We start from the raw sequence: 18,112 nt of genomic DNA, 5'->3' as shown, positions 1-18,112 counted from the left end.
CCTGATTTGACCAAATTTACCGACCTCGGCCTGGCCGAGCCGCTTCTGAAAGCGCTCGCCGCCGAAGGTTATGAGACGCCGACGCCGATCCAGGCGCAGGCGATCCCTTCCATTCGCGACGGTCGTGACCTGCTCGGCGCCGCCCAGACCGGCACCGGCAAGACGGCAGCCTTCTCGCTGCCCATGTTGCACCGGCTGATGAACCAGCCGCGGCGCATGCAGCCGCGGTCCGTGCGCGCCCTGATCCTGTCGCCGACCCGTGAGCTCGCAGCCCAGATCGAGGCGAGCATCCGCACCTACGCCCAGTTCACCTCGCTGAAGTCGACGGTGATCTTCGGCGGCGTGCCGGTCGGCAAGCAGATCCGCGCGCTCGGCCAGCATATCGACATCCTCGTCGCCACGCCCGGCCGCCTGCTCGACCTCGTCGACCAGCGCGCCGTCTCGCTTCGCGAGATCGAGTTCCTGGTGCTGGACGAGGCCGACCAGATGCTCGACCTCGGCTTCATCCACGCGCTGCGCAAGATCGCGACGCTGATCCCGAAGCAGCGCCAGACCCTGCTGTTCTCGGCGACGATGCCGAAGGCGATCCGCGAGATCGCCTCCGCCTATCTGACTGATCCGGTCGAGGTTGCGGTCGCGCCCGTCGCGACCACCGCCGAGAAGGTCGACCAGCGCGTCATCTTCACGGAAGCCGGCCAGAAGCCGGCCTTGCTGGCGAAGACCTTGAGCGTTCCCGAGATGGAGCGCGCCATCGTCTTCACCCGCACCAAGCACGGCGCCGACAAGGTCGTGCGTCAGCTCGAGCTGGCCGGCATCAAGTCCGCCGCGATCCACGGCAACAAGAGCCAGGGTCAGCGCGAGCGTGCGCTCGGCGCCTTCCGTGATGGCGAGTTGCGCATCCTGGTCGCGACCGACATCGCCGCGCGCGGCATCGATGTCGACGGCATCAGCCATGTCGTCAATTTCGATCTGCCGAACGTGCCCGAGACCTATGTCCACCGCATCGGCCGCACGGCGCGCGCCGGCGCGTCCGGCGTCGCCATCGCCTTCTGCACGCCGGAAGAGCGCGGCGATCTTGCCGCGATCGAGAAGCTGACCAAGATCGCGCTCACCCCGATCGGCGACGTGCCGCATTGGGATGGTCGTACCCCGAAGAAGCCGCCGCAGAACCGCGGCGGTCGCAGTCAGGGACAGGGCCGACCGCAGCCGCAGAATGGCCAGCGCCGCGACGGCAGGGGCGGACAGGGCCGCAACGCCCAGCGGCCCGAGCAGGGCGAGCGTCAGGAGCAGCGCCGCGAGCAGCCACGACAGAACCAGTCGCGGCCGCAGCAGGCCCGTCCGGAGCAGCCGCGCCAAGAGCGTCCCGCCCCGCGCCATGAGGCGGCCGGAGCGCGAAAAGAAGCGGCTTCCGGCAAGGAAGGACTTGGCGGCGTCGCGTTCTTGCAGCAAAGAACGGGTCAACGACGCACCGGCGGCGGACGGCGCCCGAACTGACAGGCACCGCAATCGCTGGGGCCAGGCCTATCCGGCCTAGCCCCACGCCGAGGACAAGACGAAGGATCAGCGAATGGCGAAAGAAGAACTGCTCGAATTCGACGGCACCGTGGTCGAGGTGCTCCCCGACGGCAACTATCGGGTCAAGCTCGACAACGATCACGTCATCCTGGCCTATGCGGCCGGGAAGATGAAGAAGAACCGCATCCGCACCATCGCCGGCGACCGCGTCGTCGTCGAGATGTCGCCCTACGATCTCGATCGCGGCCGGATCAACTTCCGCCAGAAGACCGCCAGCCCCGGACCGATGCCGCCGCGGCCGCAGAACTTCCGCCGGCGCTGACGCCGTGCGCTTCAGCCGGCCCGAGCAATTCTTCATCGCGGCCGGTATCGGGCTCGGCGCGCTCGCCTCGCTTGCGGTCAACACCGGCTGGATCGCCAAGGGCGGCACCTTCCCGCCCTTCGTCTACGTGCTGCTGGCGTTGGCGCTGGTCGAGGTCGTCGCCGGCATTGCGATGAAGCAGCCGCCCGGCGCCCTGTTCACGATGCCGGCCCGCATCCTCGCCTTCGCGCTCGGCATCGGCGTGCTGATCCTGCTGACCGGCGGGCTCGCCTGAACCCTCCGCCGTCATTCTCGGGCGGAGCGGAGCGCAGGCTTAGAATCTCAGGACGAGAAGGCGCAGGCCCGAGCCTCATCCGGCCTGAGATGCTCGGGTCAAGCCCGAGCATGACTTGCAATTCCACCGCTCAATAAAAAAAAGCCCCGGCCGAAGCCGGGGCGTGAGGTGCTTGTTACGTGGTGACAGGTACTACGAAGAAAACTCGAAAAACTCAGTAGCCGCCCTTGGCCCAGTATTGCGAGCCGGGGCTGACCATGACCTGACGCTGGCGCGTCGCATACTCGGCCGGCACGGTCTCGTGGACGACCCGCGAGGCGCTGACCATGACGCGGCGGCTGCGCTCGCCATAGACGGCCGGAACGACGTCGTAATCGACCGAAGCGGGCGAAACCTCGACGGTGCGCTGCTGATAGCCGTATCGCGCGGGGACATCGACCCAGCAGCCGGTGGTCTGGCCGTAAGCGTCACGGCTGACTTCCCAGCGCCGGGTGGCCGGCGAGATCAGCACCTTCTCGGAGACGGTCCGGTACTGGGCCGGGATCTGGCGGGCGATGCGGCGTTCCGGCTGGACCACCACCTTCTCGATGACGGCCTCGTACTCCGCCGGGATGACCTTGGAGAAGGTGCGCTCCGGGCGCACGACATAGCTCTCGTTGACGGTGTCGTAGACCGGCGGCGCCGTGACCAGCTTGTAGCAGGAGCCACCGCCGCAATTGCTGACCGGGGCCCGGTAGCAGGAGGAAGCGGTGCAGCCGCCGGCGACTGCCGGAGCGGCGAGGCCCATCAAGGCCGTGGCGGCGAGAGCCGAAAGCGAAAGAAGTCTGAACGTCATAGCTGACCCCAACCCTGCGTTGCGCAACGCTGCCGCTGCGTCGTTGAGGTAAGAAAGCCTGAGACGATCTATGAAGACAAGGTTAACTGCAAAACAAGGTAAAATTAACCAGTTCCGTTCAGCTGGACGCGCTCCGTCGGCGACTGATCTGTCGGCCGGGTTGTCCTGTATTCAAAGTCCTTCGGGCCGCCGGTGTGCGGCCGGCCAAGGGCAGGCCCCGCCCGAGGGTAGGGCGCTTCCGGCTCGCTTCACTCGATTGCGCCCCGCTTCATGCCGAAGCCTTCGATATAGCAGCTGCAGGGCGTGTTGGATGGCGCGGGCCTTGCCTCGCACGAGCCGCGCGAGGTTACGCAGACATCGTTGATGCGCCGGCGGTAAGGCCGCTCATAGCCATAGCGCGGGCGGTCATAGCCATAGGGCGGGGGCGGCCTGTCGTAATCATAGCGCGGAGCCGGCCGGTAATAGGGGTCGTAGTACTGGGCGTTCGCGCTGGTCGTCGACGAAATGGCAGCGCCGATGACGGCCGCGATGGCGAGCGTCTTCAACATCATGGCTGTCCTCCTGGTCTTCCCAGGCCCGGGCCTGGGACAGATGATCACAAGCAGACTAGGAACGCACCGATGAACGGGGGCTGAGCGGCTAGCGGCTCAGCGCGTCAGTGCTTGCGTCGATCGTGACGAACAGGCCGGCTGGTTCCCATTCGTATCGCAACTCGAGCCCCCGATGAGCTCTGATGGTGCGTTCGATCATGGTGGAGCCAAAGCCGCCGCGTGTGGGCTGGGCCTCGATCGCAGGTCCTCCCGTTTCGCGCCATTCGACGCGGCCGGCGCGCTCGTCACGATGGACCGAGACCGTCACGGTCCCGGTCTGCGACGAGAGCGCGCCGTACTTCACCGCGTTCGTCGCCAGCTCATGGACGATCAGCGCGATGCAGGTCGCTGCCTGCGGGCCGATCGGCCCGTCCTGCCCCTCAATCCGGACGCGTCCCGCCGAGCCTTCGCCGTAAGGGGCGAGAAGACGCGACAGCAGGTCGACCAGGCCTCCCTCGCTTTCGGCCCGGCCTCGGCCGACAAATGCATGCGCGCGATGCAGCGCCGCCAATCTCTCCTCGAGTTTCGCGGCGAAGGCGCGGCTTTCCGGCTCGGCCCGCGCCGCCATCCGAACAAGGCTGCTCACGACCGCGAAGATGTTGGCGATGCGATGCGACAATTCGCGGGCGACGAGCTCATACTGCTCTTCTGCCTGCTTGCGGGCCGTGACGTCGATATGCGCGCCCTGGAGCAGGACCGGCGTTCCGTTCTCGTCCCGCTCGATCTCGGCCTTGGCCAGAATCCAGCGTGTCTGCCCGTCGCTTGGCCGGATGATGCGGTATTCGACCTCGTAGTCGGTCGAGCGGCTGTCGACGGTCGCTAGAAAATGGCCGAGAACGCGGTCGCGGTCGTCCGGGTGAATGCGCCGGACCCAGTCTTCATGCGCCTCGTGGACCGCCTCGGGCGGCAGGCCGTGGACGACGAGATATTCGGGTGAGCGGGTGTTGCGGAACTGGCCGCCGCGCAGATCGACGGTCAGGCCGCCGATCTGGCCGATCTTCTGGACACGGGCGAGCTCGGCCTCGCGTGCCGCAAGCCGATATTGAGCGTCCGAGGACGCATCCCGATCCATGCCAGCCGCCTCGCTACCCGCCGTGACCGCAGGACTAAGGCAGCTCCGTCACGGATGCAAAGTCATTTGACAGGATGTTCGTCGCGTCGCTGCCGGCAAGTCAGCTGCCCGCCTTCATGCTGGCGGCCCAGTAGTCCTCGACCTGCTTCACCAGCGTCTCCGGCAGCGGCACATAGCCGAGCGTGGTGGCGTCCGCTGCGCCGCTCTCGAAGGAGAGGCGGAAGAAGTCGAGTACCTCCTGCGTCTGGCGCGTCCGCGGCTTCGGCATCAGGGCGAAGGTCGTGGCGACGATCGGATAGGCCTCGGCGCCCGGCGCATCGGTCAGCATCAGCCCGAAATCCTTGGCCTTCGCCCATTCGGCGCTGGCGGCCGCGGCAGTGAAGCTCGCCGGATCCGGCTTCACGAAGTTACCGGCCCTGTTCTGCACCTGGGCGTAGGCGAGGCCGGCGCGCACGACCTGGCCGAACTCGACATAGCCGATCGCGTTCTTCGTCCGCTTCACCGCCTCGGTCATGCCCTGGCTGCGCTCGGCGCCGGCGCCGACCGGCCACGGAACCTGCGTGTTGACGCCGACCTTGTCGCGCCATTCCGGGCTCGCCTTGGCGAGATAGTCGGTCCAGTTGAAGCTCGTGCCGGAGCCGTCGGCGCGGTAGATCACGCTGATCGGCGCGTCGGGCAGCTTGAGCTCGGGATTGGCCGCCTTGATCGCCGGATCGGACCAGAGCTTGATCTTGCCGAGATAGATGTCGCCGAGGAGGGCGCCGGTGAAGCGGATCTGGCCGGGGCCGACGCCCTCGAGGTTCACCACCGGGACGATGCCGCCCATCACGATCGGGAACTGGATCAGGGCCGAGCGCTGCAGTTCCTCCGAGGAGAGCGGCCGGTCGGTCGCCCCGAAATCGGCGGCGCGCTGGGTGACGCGGACCTCGCCGCCGAGCGAGCCGATCGGCTCGTAATCGACGCCGATGTCGAGCGGGGTCATCTCGGCGCCATCCGACTTGGCGATGCGATAATTCTGCGCCCATTTGCCGATGACGGGGAAGGCGAAGCTCGAACCGGCCCCGGTGATCGGCTCCGCAGTGCCGGGCATGGCGGAGGAGGCGAGGAGGGCGGTGGCGACAGCCAGTCTGGCCAGGAGCTTCATATCGTCTCTCACCCGTATCGAGGCCGCCAGCGGGCCATGATGGACAAAGGCGACGCTAGGGCGGGGCGGTGACGTTGCGATGACGGGTATGGTCCAGGCAAACGAAAGGCCCCGCCGGTGCGAGCCGGCGGGGCCTTCCTTCAACGGTCATGCCCGTTTAGCAGCGTGCACCGACCGTGAACGGTCAGTGCCAGGTCTGACGGCCGTACCAGTCGTCGACATCGGTGCGGACCTTGTCCTTCTCGATGCCGTAACGCTCCTGGATCTTGCCTTCGAGCTGGTCGCGCTTGCCGGCGATGACATCGAGATCGTCATCGGTCAGCTTGCCCCACTGCTCCTTGACCTTGCCCTTGAGCTGCTTCCAGTTTCCTTCGACGCGGTTCCAGTCCATCGGACGCTCCTCATATTCGTAATGGGTGTGATGAGGAAACGCGCAGGCGGCTGAATTGTTCGCGAGATGAGCCCGATTTCGATCGCCGCTTGCCGTACGGCAGGGTCACGCAGGAGCCTCGAACCCCGGGACAAGCCGATCTTACAGGCCAAATTGGTAAGTCAGCCCAACGCCTGCCTTGAACTGGTCCTTGGAGCCGCCTGGCCCGGTCACGAGCGGCGACTTGGCGGCGTCACCGACGATTCTGGTATAGCTGCCGAAAGCGGTCGCGGAGATGTTGTCTGTCAGGCGATAGCGCGCGCTGCCGCCGACGCCGACTCCGCCGATGCCGCCTTTCGCCTTGTAGGCTCGGTAGCCGGATGCGAGCGCCTGATTGACCGTGATCCCATACGCGGCTTCCGCGTATTCCTTGTCGAAGAAGCTGACGCGGGGGCCTACGGACAGGTGAAGCCGGTTGTCGAGCAGCGGCATCCGTACATCGGCACTCCAGTCTATGCGCGTGCCGAGATCGCCCTTGCTTTTCTCCAGAAACCCCATGGCGTTGATCTTGGTCTTGTTGTCGCCAATCGACGCGATGCCCTTGCTGAGCGTGATCTGCGTGGAGAAGAACCGTCCATAATCATATTTGAGGAACGCACCGGCGCTGAGGGTCGGGTCGACGTCGCCGAGCCCGGTCAGATATCGCCTGCTCTCCTTCACCTCGCGCCCAGGCCGATAGTTCACGAACGCTCCCGCCGTGAAGCCGTTCGTCGAGAAGACATTGACCCCGATGCCCCTGTCGATCGATGCGAAGGCGATGTCTTTGTATTTGATCGATACATAGGGCAGCGCCGAGAATTTGGAGTCCTTGGCGCCGAAGAACTTCGGCGAGAACAGGCCAAACGCGCCGAGCTCGACCGTCCAGTCCGGCTTTTTCGCTGCGGTCTTGGGGATGGTCGAAGCAGCAGGCCGCACCAGCTCCGCGGCGGCGGCAGCAGCCGACATCGGGAACACGATCGCAAAGCCCGCCATCCGAACCCGGTTCCCGACCCGTCGCCGCTTCACCCTGCCGGCAGGTTTGGCCGGCATGTGATCGACCGCCTCGTTCGGGAAAGCGTGAATTGACAAGCAGCCACGGCCGTTTCCGCGTGATGCCGTGACCAGTTTCTCGGTTCTGCTGCAAGAAAGCATTCAAGGCTCCGGGTCCGCAGGATTCTGAAAGGGGCTCTTATTCGCTGTATGCGCACCGCCTGTTGGCGATGAACTCGGTCTGCTCTGGCTGAGGTTCGGTTGGCTTTCCCCAGCTAGGCAATACGGTCACGGTTGCGCGCAGATGCCGGGCGTCTCGCACCATCTTTTCGCTGTAAAGATGGTTGATTGCACCAGCGTTGCCGCAGCCGGCGACAGCGCTCGATCATCAGTGCAGGGTCCGGTAGGGCAGGCTCGCCGAAGGACCGGATCAACCGAGGCGCGAAATCGGCCGGTCGCTAAAATGCGAGCTAAATCCGTATCGGTTGGCCAAGAGCCAGCGGGCTAGAGGAGCGTCATCACAGCCCAGAACAGGCCATGACATACTCAGCGCAAGACATCACGAACGCCCTCCTGCGGATCAAGGAGGACGGGTTCGTCCTCGATAATGACGCCTTCGGCTATGCCGCGATCAGATGGGACTCTCGCCGGCTCAGGCGCGACCTGCGCGAAGCAGGCTATGCCGGTGCAGAGCTCGCCCAGGGCCGGATGACGAACGAGGGCGAGGAGATCTGCTGGCTCTACGACCCCGAGAAGATCGGGAAGGGCCAGGTCGACAGCCTCGCAGCGGCGCGGCACTCGGTGCTCTACGGCGAATAGAGGCGTTCTGGCGAGGCATCTGGCCAAGATCGCCTCAGGGCGGTTTTGCCATGCGCGGGCCCACCAGCGCAGGCACCGACGGCGCCTCGAGACCGGCCATAGCCGCGTTGCGCGCCTATCGTCCCTGCTGCGTCCAGCCGGGTGCGGCAGCGTCCTGTTCGAGGGCGTCCGCCTGCCCCTCATAGGCGCTCGCCATCGCCGTCAGGCGGGCCTCTATCTCGCGGTCGCAGGCCGTGGCGGCCCAGCGGCGGCACTTCAAGGCTTTCACACGCAAGACCTGAGCCTGTCGAATTCTGTCGTGGTCCATGAGGGGCGCTCCAACACAGCAGATCGTTGTGCTGCTTGCGGCCGTCAGGGCGGAAAACGCTGCGGCTGGTTGGGGCAATTACGAGAGTTAGGGCAATTTGGATGCGCCCGCCTTCTGGCGCTGGTCTTTGAACGAATCCGGCGCTTGGATCGGCGGGGCACTCTGCTCTATCTCGACTGCCGTATTGGGGCACCGACCATTACTATGGCCGTGGATTATTCGGCCGCCGGTGGTTCGCCGATCCGAGCCGAGCCAGATCAGCATGGGGGGTGAGCGCCGTCTCGTCGAGCAGCAGATCGCCGTCCTCACCCAGCTCGACGTCAGCCGTGCGGGTATCCGGATCGAAAATCAGCGCGGCGTCGAGGAAGTCGGCCATAGCGCGGATAATGTCGCGCGCGCGCATTTCAACACGACCCGACGGCGGGTCGTGATATCACATCGACATGGGCTGGGAGGGCAGCATGGACAACCGAAAAAGGGCGCTCGCTGAGGTCGCAAGTCTTGATTCCTGGCATAAGCAATTTTCTGTTGCGCAGGAGGTATCCGAACTCCACGTCGACGTGTCATTTGCAACCGGCCGAATTGGAGAAGAGGCGGAGTCCCCAGTTCGCTTCGAACTTCGGCTCAGAAGGGTGGAGGTGGTGGTAATTGTGCCTTCTTCAGAACCTGCCAGCGTCGTCATTTCGTCCGTTCGTCGCGACACCGACAATACAAAAGTAACGCGTGCGCGAACGATCTCCACACGCCTCAAAGCTCAAGCAGGTGTCGAAGCTTCAACAAGCCTTGCGGAAAACGGATTGAAGGCCCGCTTCAAGGCGGCTGTTGGCATGTCGGCTTCGAAGGCCAGTGAAGACACAACCCGGATAGTGTCCGCGTCCAAGAGCATGGCGGTATCGCAGATTAAGACTCGCGATGGCGAATACGCCTGGGCAATCTCTCCAGCTTCAAGCGATGCGCTGTCAGGTCACCCATGGAATGCGATGCGAAGCAGCCTGCTATCCGTTCGTGATGAGCGACCCGACCGCTCCAAGGGTATTGAGCCGAGCATACGCGTTGAGCTCAGATGCAGACGAGAAGACCTCGATTTTCCAGTTATTCACCGAAAATCCGGTGTCCCGTGGGTCACGAACAAGCGAATTGCAGCGGAAGCGGTGATCCGTAATCGACTTATGGAAGCTGGCTTACTCAACGGGCCGATTGACGATCCTTACGCCACGATCACCTTGTCGGCCATCATAGCGGAGAGCCAGGCGTGAAAGAGCGCAAGCACTGGCTCGCGGCGATCGATGCAATTGTTGACGCGCCCACGATTGACCTTCGCGAACTGGCGAAGGTCGCGGGTTTCGATCCTGCTACATTCTACATCGGAACCAGCATCGACGGTGCAGATGTAAGGGGGCAAGACCTTCGTGGTATGCTCTTCAGCCCTTTGGACATCAGCAAAATTAAGCGGGACAATAGGACCCTTTTCGACGATGTCATCCGAGATCATCCGGTCCAGCCGCCAAGAGCCGAGCTTCACATCTTGCTCGCGCCAGATTTGGAAAGTCCCCGCTGGTTGCCAGACCTCTTGCAGCTTTGCGATGTAGCGGTCTACCACCACGGCGAGACGAACGAGTTTCACGCTCAGCTTGCGGACCCAGATCGACCTGCCTTCGTTCTGGAGGCAGGCATGGCATCGCTGCCTGTGCCCGGTCACGCGATTCGTGTTGTGTCTATTGCTGAAACCCGCTTACGGCGAACGCCAGCTTTACTCGATCTGATGGCGGATGATCGGCCGACGATTATTGTTCCGGAACTTGGTTGGGCGCGCGAACCAGGGTCAGCCGCTCGCGATCTGCTATTGTTGTTGGGGCTCAACTGGACGTGGCTCAGCCCACATGTTCGGAAAATGGGTGCCACGGTCTTCTTACGATCGGCTGGCAGGGGGAATCCATCTGCAGCCTGGGCAAAGATTTTCGAGCGCGCCCGCGAACTCCATTCGTTTCCGCGTCTCGGGTGGCGTTTTGGCGCCCACGGCACAGCAAAAGGCTTCGAAGACACTGTTTTTCAAGGCCTCAACAGTATCAGCGACGAAAGCAGTCGACGCATTCTGCGCCGCAATGGGGCGGCCGTTCTATTTGTACCGGAAACCGACCAGGCTTCGGCGGAAATGTTCAAGTTAGGCGTGCGAAAGCAGCTTGTCGACAATGGCTGGAGCGTTTCCGAACGGCCGCGATCTGATGATTTGGGCATTGTAGGACGCCTGGCCACGCTCGATGTAGATCTTTCGGAATCGTTGCTCTCTGGTGAACCGGCACCTGATCTTGCCAAGGTTTACGGGATAAGTGTGCATCTGACGCTCACAGACCGGCAACTCGCTTTGGGGATCAATAGCGCGCACATTCCGATAACTATTTCTGATTTGGCGCACTTCAAAGAAGCCGATGGATCGGTGTGGTCGATTATTCGCCACCTTGCGCGGCGCATGGTGAAATCTTCTGATCTGAAGGCGAGGGAGCGCTTCTTTGGTGTGCTCTTAGGCAATGCGACCGCTCAAAAATCCGATCGCATGACACTGCTGCAGCCCAAATTTATGGAAGGCGGTGTGGTCATTTCCGTTCGACATGTCGAGGAACATGAAGCGTTCTCGATGTACGAGTATGTTCAAGTTCCTATTGGCAAACATCTGATCTACGAAATTGGCATCATGCTCAGCGACGGGCCTGCGCAATTGGTTGAGCTGAAACGTCACAAATACGGCTCTGGCTCGGCGCCGATCGAAGGTGCAATCGAGCAAAGAATCCCCGCTTCAGTAACCGCAAAGAAGTGATCGCCAACGCATGGTTTAGTCTCGCGCAACGCCTGCCGTCGCCATGTAATTATTCGTTTCGCACGACTACGTCTGCCCCGGCCTGAGCTTGTAGAAGACATGCCGGCCGATCGTGTCCATCTTCTTCAGCTTGCGCGCCCAGTACGGCCGGACATAGTCGGCGTGGTAATGCGTCGAGGCGCCGACTTCCGCCAGATAGGTCGTTCCGTCATAGACCTCGCGGGCGATGCGGGTGGCGTCGCGCCAGGGGCCGGGCTCGGTGATGCGCAGCGACTTGCCTTCGCAGGCGAAAGTGAACTGGCAGGCGAGGTGGCGGCTGGCGTTCTGATAGACCGCGCCGCAGACCGTGTTCGGGTAGAGCCCGCTCTTGACCCGGTTGAGCACCACCTGCGCTACCGCGGCGCGGCCCTGCTCGCCCTCCGAGCGCGCCTCGAAATAGACGGCTTCGGCCAGGCAGCGCTGCTCCTTGGCCATGTTCTCGGGCGCGATCAGGCTGGTGTAGATCTGCTTCTCGGCGGGATCGACGGTGCGCAGGTCCGTGGTTGCCCCGCGCTCCGACTTGGCGACGCGGCTGCGCGATTTCGGTTCGCCGGCGACGGGCGCCATCTGCATCGGCGTCGCCGAGGTCGTGCCCGCCATGCCGGTGGCCGCCGGCGTGCTGGAGGACTGGCCGAGCGCGGCGGGAACGTTCGGTGTCGCGCCGTCGAGGCTTTCCGGGGCGAGTTCGCCATGGCGCGGCGAGCCGATGCTCTTCGGCACCGCCGTCGGCGAGGAATCGGACAGAGCCGGGTCGGTGACGCCCTCGTCGCGCAGGAAGGGCTCGAAGCCGAGCGGCGGCTCCTCCGGGCTTTCCAGCGCGTCGAGCGAGAAGCCGGCCGAGATCAGCCCCGGCTCGGTGTCGCCGAAGACGACGCGTTCGAACTCGCCGGGCGGGCCGTTGCGGCTGAGAGTGGGGCGCAGGCCGACGAGCGGGTCGCCCTTGCTGCTGCGGTCGACCTGCGGGAAGGCATTGGCGGTGCGCTTCATGTCCTCGCGCGGCTGGCGCGGATCGATCGCGAAGGTCCGCTCGGGCGTCTCGAAGGAGAGGCGCGCCGGCTGGATCAGGCGGGCATAGGCGCGCTCCGGCATGTGGAAGGCGCTGGCGGCAACAAGCAGGGACGGGCCTTCCGCGAGATCGGAGAGCGCGCCGGGCGCGGTGCGAGGGATCAGCGAGCCCGGCGGGCCGAGCGTATCGGGCTTCTGCCCGGCCGAGGCGGTGAAGGAGACCAGCATGCCGGCCGAGAGCGCCCAGGGGGCGACGGTCGCCAGCGCCCAGCGCAGCTTCTGCCAGCCCATTCGCTTCGATCGCCGACGCAGACGCAACTGACCCTGGCCCTCGTTGCCGAAAGACGAAAGTTGAGTGACCGCGAATCCGATGATGCAAATTCGCGACACTCGGATAATCCCTTGTCAGGGTTGAAGGGGGGTTAACGCCCGGCGCCCGCCACCTCGGGCCTTCGCCAAAAGACGGCTTTCGCGATCCGCCAGTCTTCCCTTATGCTGCGCCGCAACAAAGGGAGAGAGACATGAATGCCACCGCCTTCAAGGCCGATTCCGAAGCCAATGCCGTCGCGTTGATCGCTGCCGCCTTGCCCGGTTTCGAGGCTTTGCTGGAGGAGGCAATCGCCGCCGTCAGGCAGAAGGTGCTGGCCGACGGCCGGATCTCCTCGTCGAAGCTGGAGCAGGAGCAGCACGCCGCCCACGGCCTCTCCTGGCTCGCGACCTATGTGATGGCGCTGCGCGAGCTGAAAGCCTATGGCGAGCGGCTCCAGGCCGAGGATCGCTACGGCGCGATCGAGGATTACGCCATCCGGATCGGCGCCGGCGAATATGCCGCGCAGATCTTCGGCGGCATCCCGATGAGCCAAGGCGAGATCGTCCGTCTGCCGTCGCTCGGCCTCACGGCCAAGGCCGTCGCCGCCGCCTGCTCGGATGCGGCCGAAGCGCTGATCGCCGAGGGCAACACGCCCGAGAACCGCGCCCGCTTCGTTGCGCTGTTCAGCCAGAGCCAGGGGCTCGCCAGCGTCGGCGATCCCGGTCTCGACGAGACGCTGGAAGCGATCCGCTCCGAGATGCGCCGCTTCTGCGAGCAGCAGGTCACGCCGCATGCGCATGAATGGCACCTGCAGAACGAATACATCCCGATGCCGGTGGTCGAGCAGATGGCCGAGCTCGGCGTCTTCGGCCTGACCATCCCCGAGGAGTTCGGCGGCATGGGCCTGTCGAAGGTCTCGATGTGCGTCGTTTCCGAGGAGCTTTCGCGCGGCTATATCGGCGTCGGCTCGCTCGGCACCCGCTCCGAGATCGCCGCCGAGTTGATCCTCAACGGCGGCACCGACGAGCAGAAGGCCCATTGGCTGCCGAAGATCGCCTCCGGCGAGATCCTGCCGACCGCCGTCTTCACCGAGCCCAATACCGGCTCCGATCTCGCCTCGCTGCGCACCAAGGCGGTGAAGGACGGCGCCAGCTGGAAGGTCCATGGCAACAAGACCTGGATCACCCATCCGGTCCGTGCCGACATCATGACGCTGCTGGTGCGCACAGATCCCGACGCGCCGGGCTATCGTGGCCTCTCCATGCTGATCGCCGAAAAGCCGCGCGGAACCGATGCCGATCCGTTCCCGGTCGAGGGCCTGACCGGCGGCGAGATCGAGGTGCTCGGCTATCGCGGCATGAAGGAATACGAGCTCGCCTTCGACGGTTTCGAGGTCAAGGGGGAGAACCTGCTCGGCGGCGTCGAGGGTCAGGGCTTCAAGCAGTTGATGCAGACTTTCGAGGCGGCACGCATCCAGACCGCGGCGCGCGCGCTCGGCGTCGCGCAATGCGCCTTCGATCTCGGTCTGCGCTACGCTCAGGAGCGCCTCCAGTTCGGCAAGCCGCTGATCGCCTTCCCGCGCGTCGCCGACAAGCTCGCGATGATGGCGGCCGAGCTCGTCATCGCCCGCCAGCTCACCTATTTCGCCGCGCGCGAGAAGGATGCCGGTCGGCGCTGCGATCTCGAGGCCGGTATGGCCAAATTGTTGGGCGCCCGCGTTGCCTGGGCGGCGGCCGACAATGCGCTGCAGATCCATGGCGGCAACGGCTTTGCGCTGGAATACCCGGTCAGCCGCGTGCTCTGCGACGCCCGCATCCTCAACATCTTCGAGGGCGCAGCCGAGATCCAGGCGCAGGTGATCGCGCGGCGGCTGGTCGAGGGGTGAGCGGGGCTCTTAGAGGCTCGCCGCCGCCCGCGCCGCCTGGTCGTACTGGCCGGAGAGCGAGCGCATCGCGGCGGCGATCTCCGACAGGCGAGCCGGGTCGATGCCGGTCGCCAGCACCGATTTCACCAGGAGCTGCTCGCGGATCTGGGCGTAGCGCTTGCAGGCCTCTTCGCCGGCCGGGGTGATGGCGACGGTCTTCTCCTTGCCCTTGCGCCCGCTCTTCAAGAGCTTCAGGCGCTCGAGCTTCTTCAGCGAATAGTTCACCAGATGCGTGTCCTCGATGTTGAGGACGAGGCAGATGTCGGCGAGGCGCTTGGCCTTGCCGCGATGATTGACGTTGTGCAGGACGAGCACGTCCATCGGCGTCAGGTCGGGAATGCCTGCCGCCGTCATGCAGCGCAGCATCCAGCGCTGGAAGGCGTGCACCGTCATGTTCATCGCGAACTCGAACTCCGACAGCGCCGGCATCGCGCCGGAGGCGAGATGGCCGGAGGAAACGATCGGGCCGAGGTCGTCAGGCGATTGCATCATGCGGTGCCGGATGGAGCGCGGGATCCCCTCTCCCGGATGGGAGAGGGGTAGGGGTGAGGGACTGCCCTCTCAAGTTCGGATGACAGCTTTGCCGCCGCGCCTTTTGCGGAAGCGGCAGGCCCTCATCCGGCGCTCCGCGCCACCTTCTCCCATTCGGGAGAAGGGAAGAGGCGGTTCGCCCGTGTTGGCCGTAATGCCTCACATCTTCTTGTAGGCGTCGACGATCGCCTGGCCGTCGGCGCCAGCCTTCTTCAGCCAGTCGGCGGTCAGCGTCTCGCCGGCCTTCTTGAAGCCGGCGGCGAGCGCGGCGGAGGGGGCCTGCACCTTCATGCCCTTGGCCTTGAGCTGGTCGAGATACCAGTTGGTCTTCTCTTCCCACATCTTCCAGCCGCGGGCTTCGGCGGCGGCGGAAGCCTTCAGGATCGCCTCCTGCGTCGGCTTGTCGAGGGCGTCAAAAGCGGCCTTGTTGACGAAGGTGGCGTCCTTCGGGATCCAGGCCTGCACGTCGTAGAAATGCGTCAGGGTCTCCCAAGCCTTCGAGTCATAGCCGGTACCGCCCGACGACATGAAGGAGTTGACCACGCCGGTTGCCAGGGCCTGCGGCAGCTCGGCCGCCTGGATCGTCACCGACTGCATGCCGAGGAGCTCGCCGAGGCGCGCCGTGCCGACATTATAGGCCCGCCATTTCAGGCCCTTCATGTCGTCGATCGTGCTGAGCTCCTTCTTGGTGTAGACGCCCTGCGGCGCCCACGGGACCATGAACAGGAGCTTGACGCCCTGGCTGTCGAGCTTCTTCTCGACCGCCGCCTTCGACGCCTTGTAGAGCTTCAGCGAGTCGGCAAACGAGGTCGCCAGGAACGGCACGACGTCGATCCCGAAGACCGGGTCCTCGTTCTCGTGCAGCGACATCAGCACCTCGCCCATCTGGGCCTGGCCGCTGGCCACCGCGCGCTTGATCTCGGGGGCCTTGAACAAGGCGGCGCCGGGATGGACGGTGATCTGCAGCTTGCCTGATGTCGCGGTCTCGACGTCCTTGGCGAAGAGGACAAGGTTTTCCGAATGCGGGTTGTCGGACGGATAGGCGGCCGGCAGGTTCCACTTGGTTTGCGCTGAGGCCGGGGCGGCGAGCGCGAAGGCGCTGCAGCCGAGCGCAAAGGCGGCGATCGCGGTTCTGCGGTTGAGCATGTCGTTGTCCCTCTCTGTTGCTTGGTCTTGGTAGCTCGGTCTTGATCTCAATCTGGGAAGGCGAGCTTTGGCAAATAGAGCACGATCTGCGGGAAGGTCGTGATGATCAGCACGGCGACGTTGAGCAGAATGAAGAACGGAAAGGCCGCTCTCGCAACCGTCCAGGTGTCCTTGCCGCTCATGTTCTGCAGCACGAACAGGTTGAAGCCGACCGGCGGGGTGATCTGCGCCATCTCGACATGGATGACGAGGTAGACGCCGAACCAGACTAAGTCGAAGCCGGCCTCCTTCACCATCGGCAGCACGATCACTGCCGTCAGCACGATCATCGAGATGCCGTCGATCAGGCAGCCCAGGATGATGTACATCACGGTCAGCGCCAGGACGAGCATGTGCGGCGAAAGCTGCTGGCCCTTGACCCAGTCCGCCAGCGCCGCCGGGATGCCCGTGAAGCCCATCGCCGCGGTGCAGAAGGCTGCGCCTGCCAGGATCAGCATGATCATGCAGGTCAGCCGCGTCGCGCTCATGATGCTTTCGAGCAGCGTCGGCCAGGTCAGCGTGCCGCTCCACCAGGCGAGGAAGAGCGCGCCGGTGACGCCGAAGGCGGCACATTCGGTCGCGGTGGCGAAGCCGAGGACCAGCGACAGGAAGACCGCGGCGATCAGCAGCAGACAGGGCGCTAGCTTGGCTGATTGGCGCAGTTTCGCGCGCAGCGGCATGATGGGGTCGCGCGGCGGCGTCTTGTCCGGGTTGAGCAGCGACCAGATGATGACGTAGCCCATATAGAGCGCCATCACGAGCAGGCCGGGCAGGAAGCCGCCGAGGAAGACCTGGAGCACCGAGACGTTGGCGGTGACCGCATAGACCACCATCGGGATCGACGGCGGGATCAAGAGGCCGAGCGTGCCGGAACCGGCGAGCGTGCCGAGGCTCAGACGTTCGTCATAGCCGCGCTTCTTCAGCTCCGGCAGGGCGATCTTGCCGATGGTGGCGACGGTTGCGGCGGACGAGCCGGAGACCGCCGCGAAGATGCCGCAGCCGACGATGTTGGTGTGGATCAGGCGGCCGGGCAGCCATTGCAGCCAGGGCGACAGGCCCTGGAACATCTGCTCGGAGAGCCGCGTCCTGAACAGGATCTCGCCCATCCAGATGAACAGTGGCAGCGCGGCGAGGGTCCATGACGCAGTCGCGCTCCACACCGTCGTCGCCATCACCTGGCCGATAGGCACGTCGGTGACGAGGGTCATCGCGAGCAGGCCGACCAGGCCAAGGCCGACCGAGATCCAGATGCCGCTTGCCAGGATGAGGACGAGGAAGAGCAGCAGGACCAGCGCAAGTTCGGGCAGGGCCATCAGACGCCTCCGCCCTGCGCGACGCGCTCGACCAGTTCCTCGACGGTTTTCGGCGGTTCCGGCTGGTAGGTAGGCTTCCCGCCGCGCGCCACGATGACGAACTCGTCCAGCATGGCGATCAGCAGAATCGCGAGGCCGATCACCATGCCGAGCTGCGGGATCCATAGCGGCACCGAGACGACGCCGGTCGACATGTCGTTGAAGCGCCAGGAATCATGCGCGAGGCGCCCGGCCTGGAAGGCGAAGTAGCCGATGAAGCCAGATGCGACTGTCAGGGAAATGAGTTCCGCCGCCTGCCGGGGGCGGCCCTGAAGGCGCTCGATCAGCAGGCCGACCCGGATCATCTCGCCGCGCTTGAAAGTGTGGGCGAGCCCGAGAAAGGCCATCGCGACCAGGGCCCATGACGCGAAGTCGTCGCCCGATGGAATGTTGAAATTGATCTCGCGGCCGATGGACAGGAACATCATCAGCAAGAAGATGGCGACGAGGCTGGCGCCGGCGAGCCAGCCGGAGACCAGATAGAGCGCGTCGAGGAAGCGGCGGATCATGCGCGCGCCTCCGGACGGCGTGTCGCCATGCCAGCCGATTGCGCCATGCACAAAGCAGCGGTTGCCAGGACCGGTCCCGTCATGAAAGCCTCCCCTAAGATCGGTCCGGCCCCTCAGCCATGTCCCGATCGCAAAGCCGATCCTAATCGGCGAAATGAGCTTGTCAAC

The 18,112-nt window shown here is 64.7% G+C and carries 20 protein-coding genes; 7 read left to right on the top strand and 13 right to left on the bottom strand.

Annotated elements, in window-relative coordinates; genetic code table 11:
- Window positions 1–6 precede the first annotated feature (6 nt).
- The 3 genes from ASE66_RS01095 to ASE66_RS01085 all read left to right on the top strand — a co-directional run bounded on the left by ASE66_RS01095 (window position 7) and on the right by ASE66_RS01085 (window position 2,111).
- Window positions 7–1,494: a DEAD/DEAH box helicase gene (locus ASE66_RS01095; protein ID WP_057187733.1), complete on the top strand. Its 1,488-nt coding sequence runs from the start codon at window positions 7–9 to the stop codon at window positions 1,492–1,494.
- A gap of 73 nt (window positions 1,495–1,567) precedes the next feature.
- Complete coding sequence (gene infA / locus ASE66_RS01090) at window positions 1,568–1,837, top strand: translation initiation factor IF-1 (RefSeq protein ID WP_057187732.1); 270 nt, start codon at window positions 1,568–1,570, stop codon at window positions 1,835–1,837.
- Window positions 1,838–1,841: 4 nt separating this feature from the next.
- On the top strand, window positions 1,842–2,111 hold the full coding sequence (locus ASE66_RS01085; RefSeq protein ID WP_057187731.1) for a hypothetical protein: 270 nt from the start codon (window positions 1,842–1,844) through the stop codon (window positions 2,109–2,111).
- A 214-nt stretch (window positions 2,112–2,325) separates the two neighbouring features.
- On the opposite strand, the gene ASE66_RS01080 is transcribed toward ASE66_RS01085, so the two are convergent.
- The 6 genes from ASE66_RS01080 to ASE66_RS01055 all read right to left on the bottom strand — a co-directional run bounded on the left by ASE66_RS01080 (window position 2,326) and on the right by ASE66_RS01055 (window position 7,313).
- A complete protein-coding gene (locus ASE66_RS01080; protein ID WP_057187730.1) occupies window positions 2,326–2,946 on the bottom strand; it encodes a hypothetical protein in 621 nt (206 codons plus the stop codon).
- 248 nt (window positions 2,947–3,194) lie between these two features.
- Window positions 3,195–3,497 carry a hypothetical protein gene (locus ASE66_RS01075; protein ID WP_057187729.1) on the bottom strand — a complete coding sequence of 101 codons (303 nt, stop codon included), beginning with the start codon at window positions 3,495–3,497 and terminating at the stop codon, window positions 3,195–3,197.
- 88 nt (window positions 3,498–3,585) lie between these two features.
- On the bottom strand, window positions 3,586–4,608 hold the full coding sequence (locus tag ASE66_RS33635; RefSeq protein WP_057187728.1) for a sensor histidine kinase: 1,023 nt from the start codon (window positions 4,606–4,608) through the stop codon (window positions 3,586–3,588).
- A 100-nt stretch (window positions 4,609–4,708) separates the two neighbouring features.
- Window positions 4,709–5,752 (bottom strand): phosphate ABC transporter substrate-binding protein PstS, encoded by a 1,044-nt coding sequence (pstS, locus tag ASE66_RS01065; protein WP_057187727.1) that lies wholly within the window; start codon window positions 5,750–5,752, stop codon window positions 4,709–4,711.
- 184 nt (window positions 5,753–5,936) lie between these two features.
- Window positions 5,937–6,143, bottom strand: coding sequence for a CsbD family protein (locus ASE66_RS01060; RefSeq protein ID WP_057187726.1), 207 nt, complete (start codon window positions 6,141–6,143; stop codon window positions 5,937–5,939).
- Window positions 6,144–6,284: 141 nt separating this feature from the next.
- Window positions 6,285–7,313, bottom strand: a complete 1,029-nt coding sequence (locus ASE66_RS01055) for a MipA/OmpV family protein (RefSeq protein WP_082613121.1) — start codon at window positions 7,311–7,313, stop codon at window positions 6,285–6,287.
- A gap of 375 nt (window positions 7,314–7,688) precedes the next feature.
- Here ASE66_RS01055 and ASE66_RS01050 point away from each other — a divergent pair, with 375 nt between their 5' ends.
- Window positions 7,689–7,970 (top strand): hypothetical protein, encoded by a 282-nt coding sequence (locus ASE66_RS01050; protein ID WP_057187724.1) that lies wholly within the window; start codon window positions 7,689–7,691, stop codon window positions 7,968–7,970.
- 115 nt (window positions 7,971–8,085) lie between these two features.
- Here the strand turns inward: ASE66_RS01050 and ASE66_RS01045 are convergent, their stop codons facing one another.
- The gene (locus tag ASE66_RS01045; RefSeq protein WP_057187723.1) at window positions 8,086–8,277 is read right to left on the bottom strand and encodes a hypothetical protein; all 192 of its coding nucleotides are present in this window, start codon (window positions 8,275–8,277) and stop codon (window positions 8,086–8,088) included.
- Window positions 8,278–8,479: 202 nt separating this feature from the next.
- Window positions 8,480–8,680, bottom strand: a complete 201-nt coding sequence (locus ASE66_RS31905; RefSeq protein WP_156411978.1) for a hypothetical protein — start codon at window positions 8,678–8,680, stop codon at window positions 8,480–8,482.
- A 58-nt stretch (window positions 8,681–8,738) separates the two neighbouring features.
- Here ASE66_RS31905 and ASE66_RS31900 point away from each other — a divergent pair, with 58 nt between their 5' ends.
- Together ASE66_RS31900 and ASE66_RS31895 are read left to right on the top strand one after the other, a co-directional pair.
- Window positions 8,739–9,533, top strand: coding sequence for a hypothetical protein (locus ASE66_RS31900; protein ID WP_156411977.1), 795 nt, complete (start codon window positions 8,739–8,741; stop codon window positions 9,531–9,533).
- On the top strand, window positions 9,530–11,089 hold the full coding sequence (locus ASE66_RS31895; RefSeq protein ID WP_156411976.1) for a hypothetical protein: 1,560 nt from the start codon (window positions 9,530–9,532) through the stop codon (window positions 11,087–11,089). Before ASE66_RS31900 ends, ASE66_RS31895 begins: the two co-directional genes overlap by 4 nt.
- A 66-nt stretch (window positions 11,090–11,155) precedes the next feature.
- On the opposite strand, the gene ASE66_RS01030 is transcribed toward ASE66_RS31895, so the two are convergent.
- Entirely contained in the window at window positions 11,156–12,424 is a 1,269-nt protein-coding gene (locus ASE66_RS01030) for a cell wall hydrolase (RefSeq protein WP_057187720.1), read from the bottom strand.
- Between the two features lie 230 nt (window positions 12,425–12,654).
- On the opposite strand from ASE66_RS01030, the gene ASE66_RS01025 reads away from it, so the two are divergent.
- A complete protein-coding gene (locus ASE66_RS01025; RefSeq protein WP_057187719.1) occupies window positions 12,655–14,328 on the top strand; it encodes an acyl-CoA dehydrogenase family protein in 1,674 nt (557 codons plus the stop codon).
- Window positions 14,329–14,337: 9 nt separating this feature from the next.
- On the opposite strand, the gene ASE66_RS01020 is transcribed toward ASE66_RS01025, so the two are convergent.
- From ASE66_RS01020 to ASE66_RS01005, 4 genes are all read right to left on the bottom strand, one after another.
- Window positions 14,338–14,856 carry a winged helix DNA-binding protein gene (locus ASE66_RS01020; protein WP_244494764.1) on the bottom strand — a complete coding sequence of 173 codons (519 nt, stop codon included), beginning with the start codon at window positions 14,854–14,856 and terminating at the stop codon, window positions 14,338–14,340.
- Between the two features lie 201 nt (window positions 14,857–15,057).
- Window positions 15,058–16,044, bottom strand: coding sequence for a TRAP transporter substrate-binding protein (locus tag ASE66_RS01015; RefSeq protein ID WP_057187717.1), 987 nt, complete (start codon window positions 16,042–16,044; stop codon window positions 15,058–15,060).
- Between the two features lie 47 nt (window positions 16,045–16,091).
- Window positions 16,092–17,396: a TRAP transporter large permease gene (locus tag ASE66_RS01010; protein WP_057187716.1), complete on the bottom strand. Its 1,305-nt coding sequence runs from the start codon at window positions 17,394–17,396 to the stop codon at window positions 16,092–16,094.
- Complete coding sequence (locus tag ASE66_RS01005; RefSeq protein ID WP_057187715.1) at window positions 17,396–17,944, bottom strand: TRAP transporter small permease; 549 nt, start codon at window positions 17,942–17,944, stop codon at window positions 17,396–17,398. Before ASE66_RS01005 ends, ASE66_RS01010 begins: the two co-directional genes overlap by 1 nt.
- Window positions 17,945–18,112 lie beyond the last annotated feature (168 nt).

Origin of the sequence: Allobosea sp. Root483D1, from assembly GCF_001429505.1 — a bacterium.
Taxonomy (GTDB): Bacteria; Pseudomonadota; Alphaproteobacteria; order Rhizobiales; family Beijerinckiaceae; genus Allobosea.
Note: the sequence above shows the minus strand (reverse complement) of the source record. Positions and strands in the feature narration are given on the sequence as shown.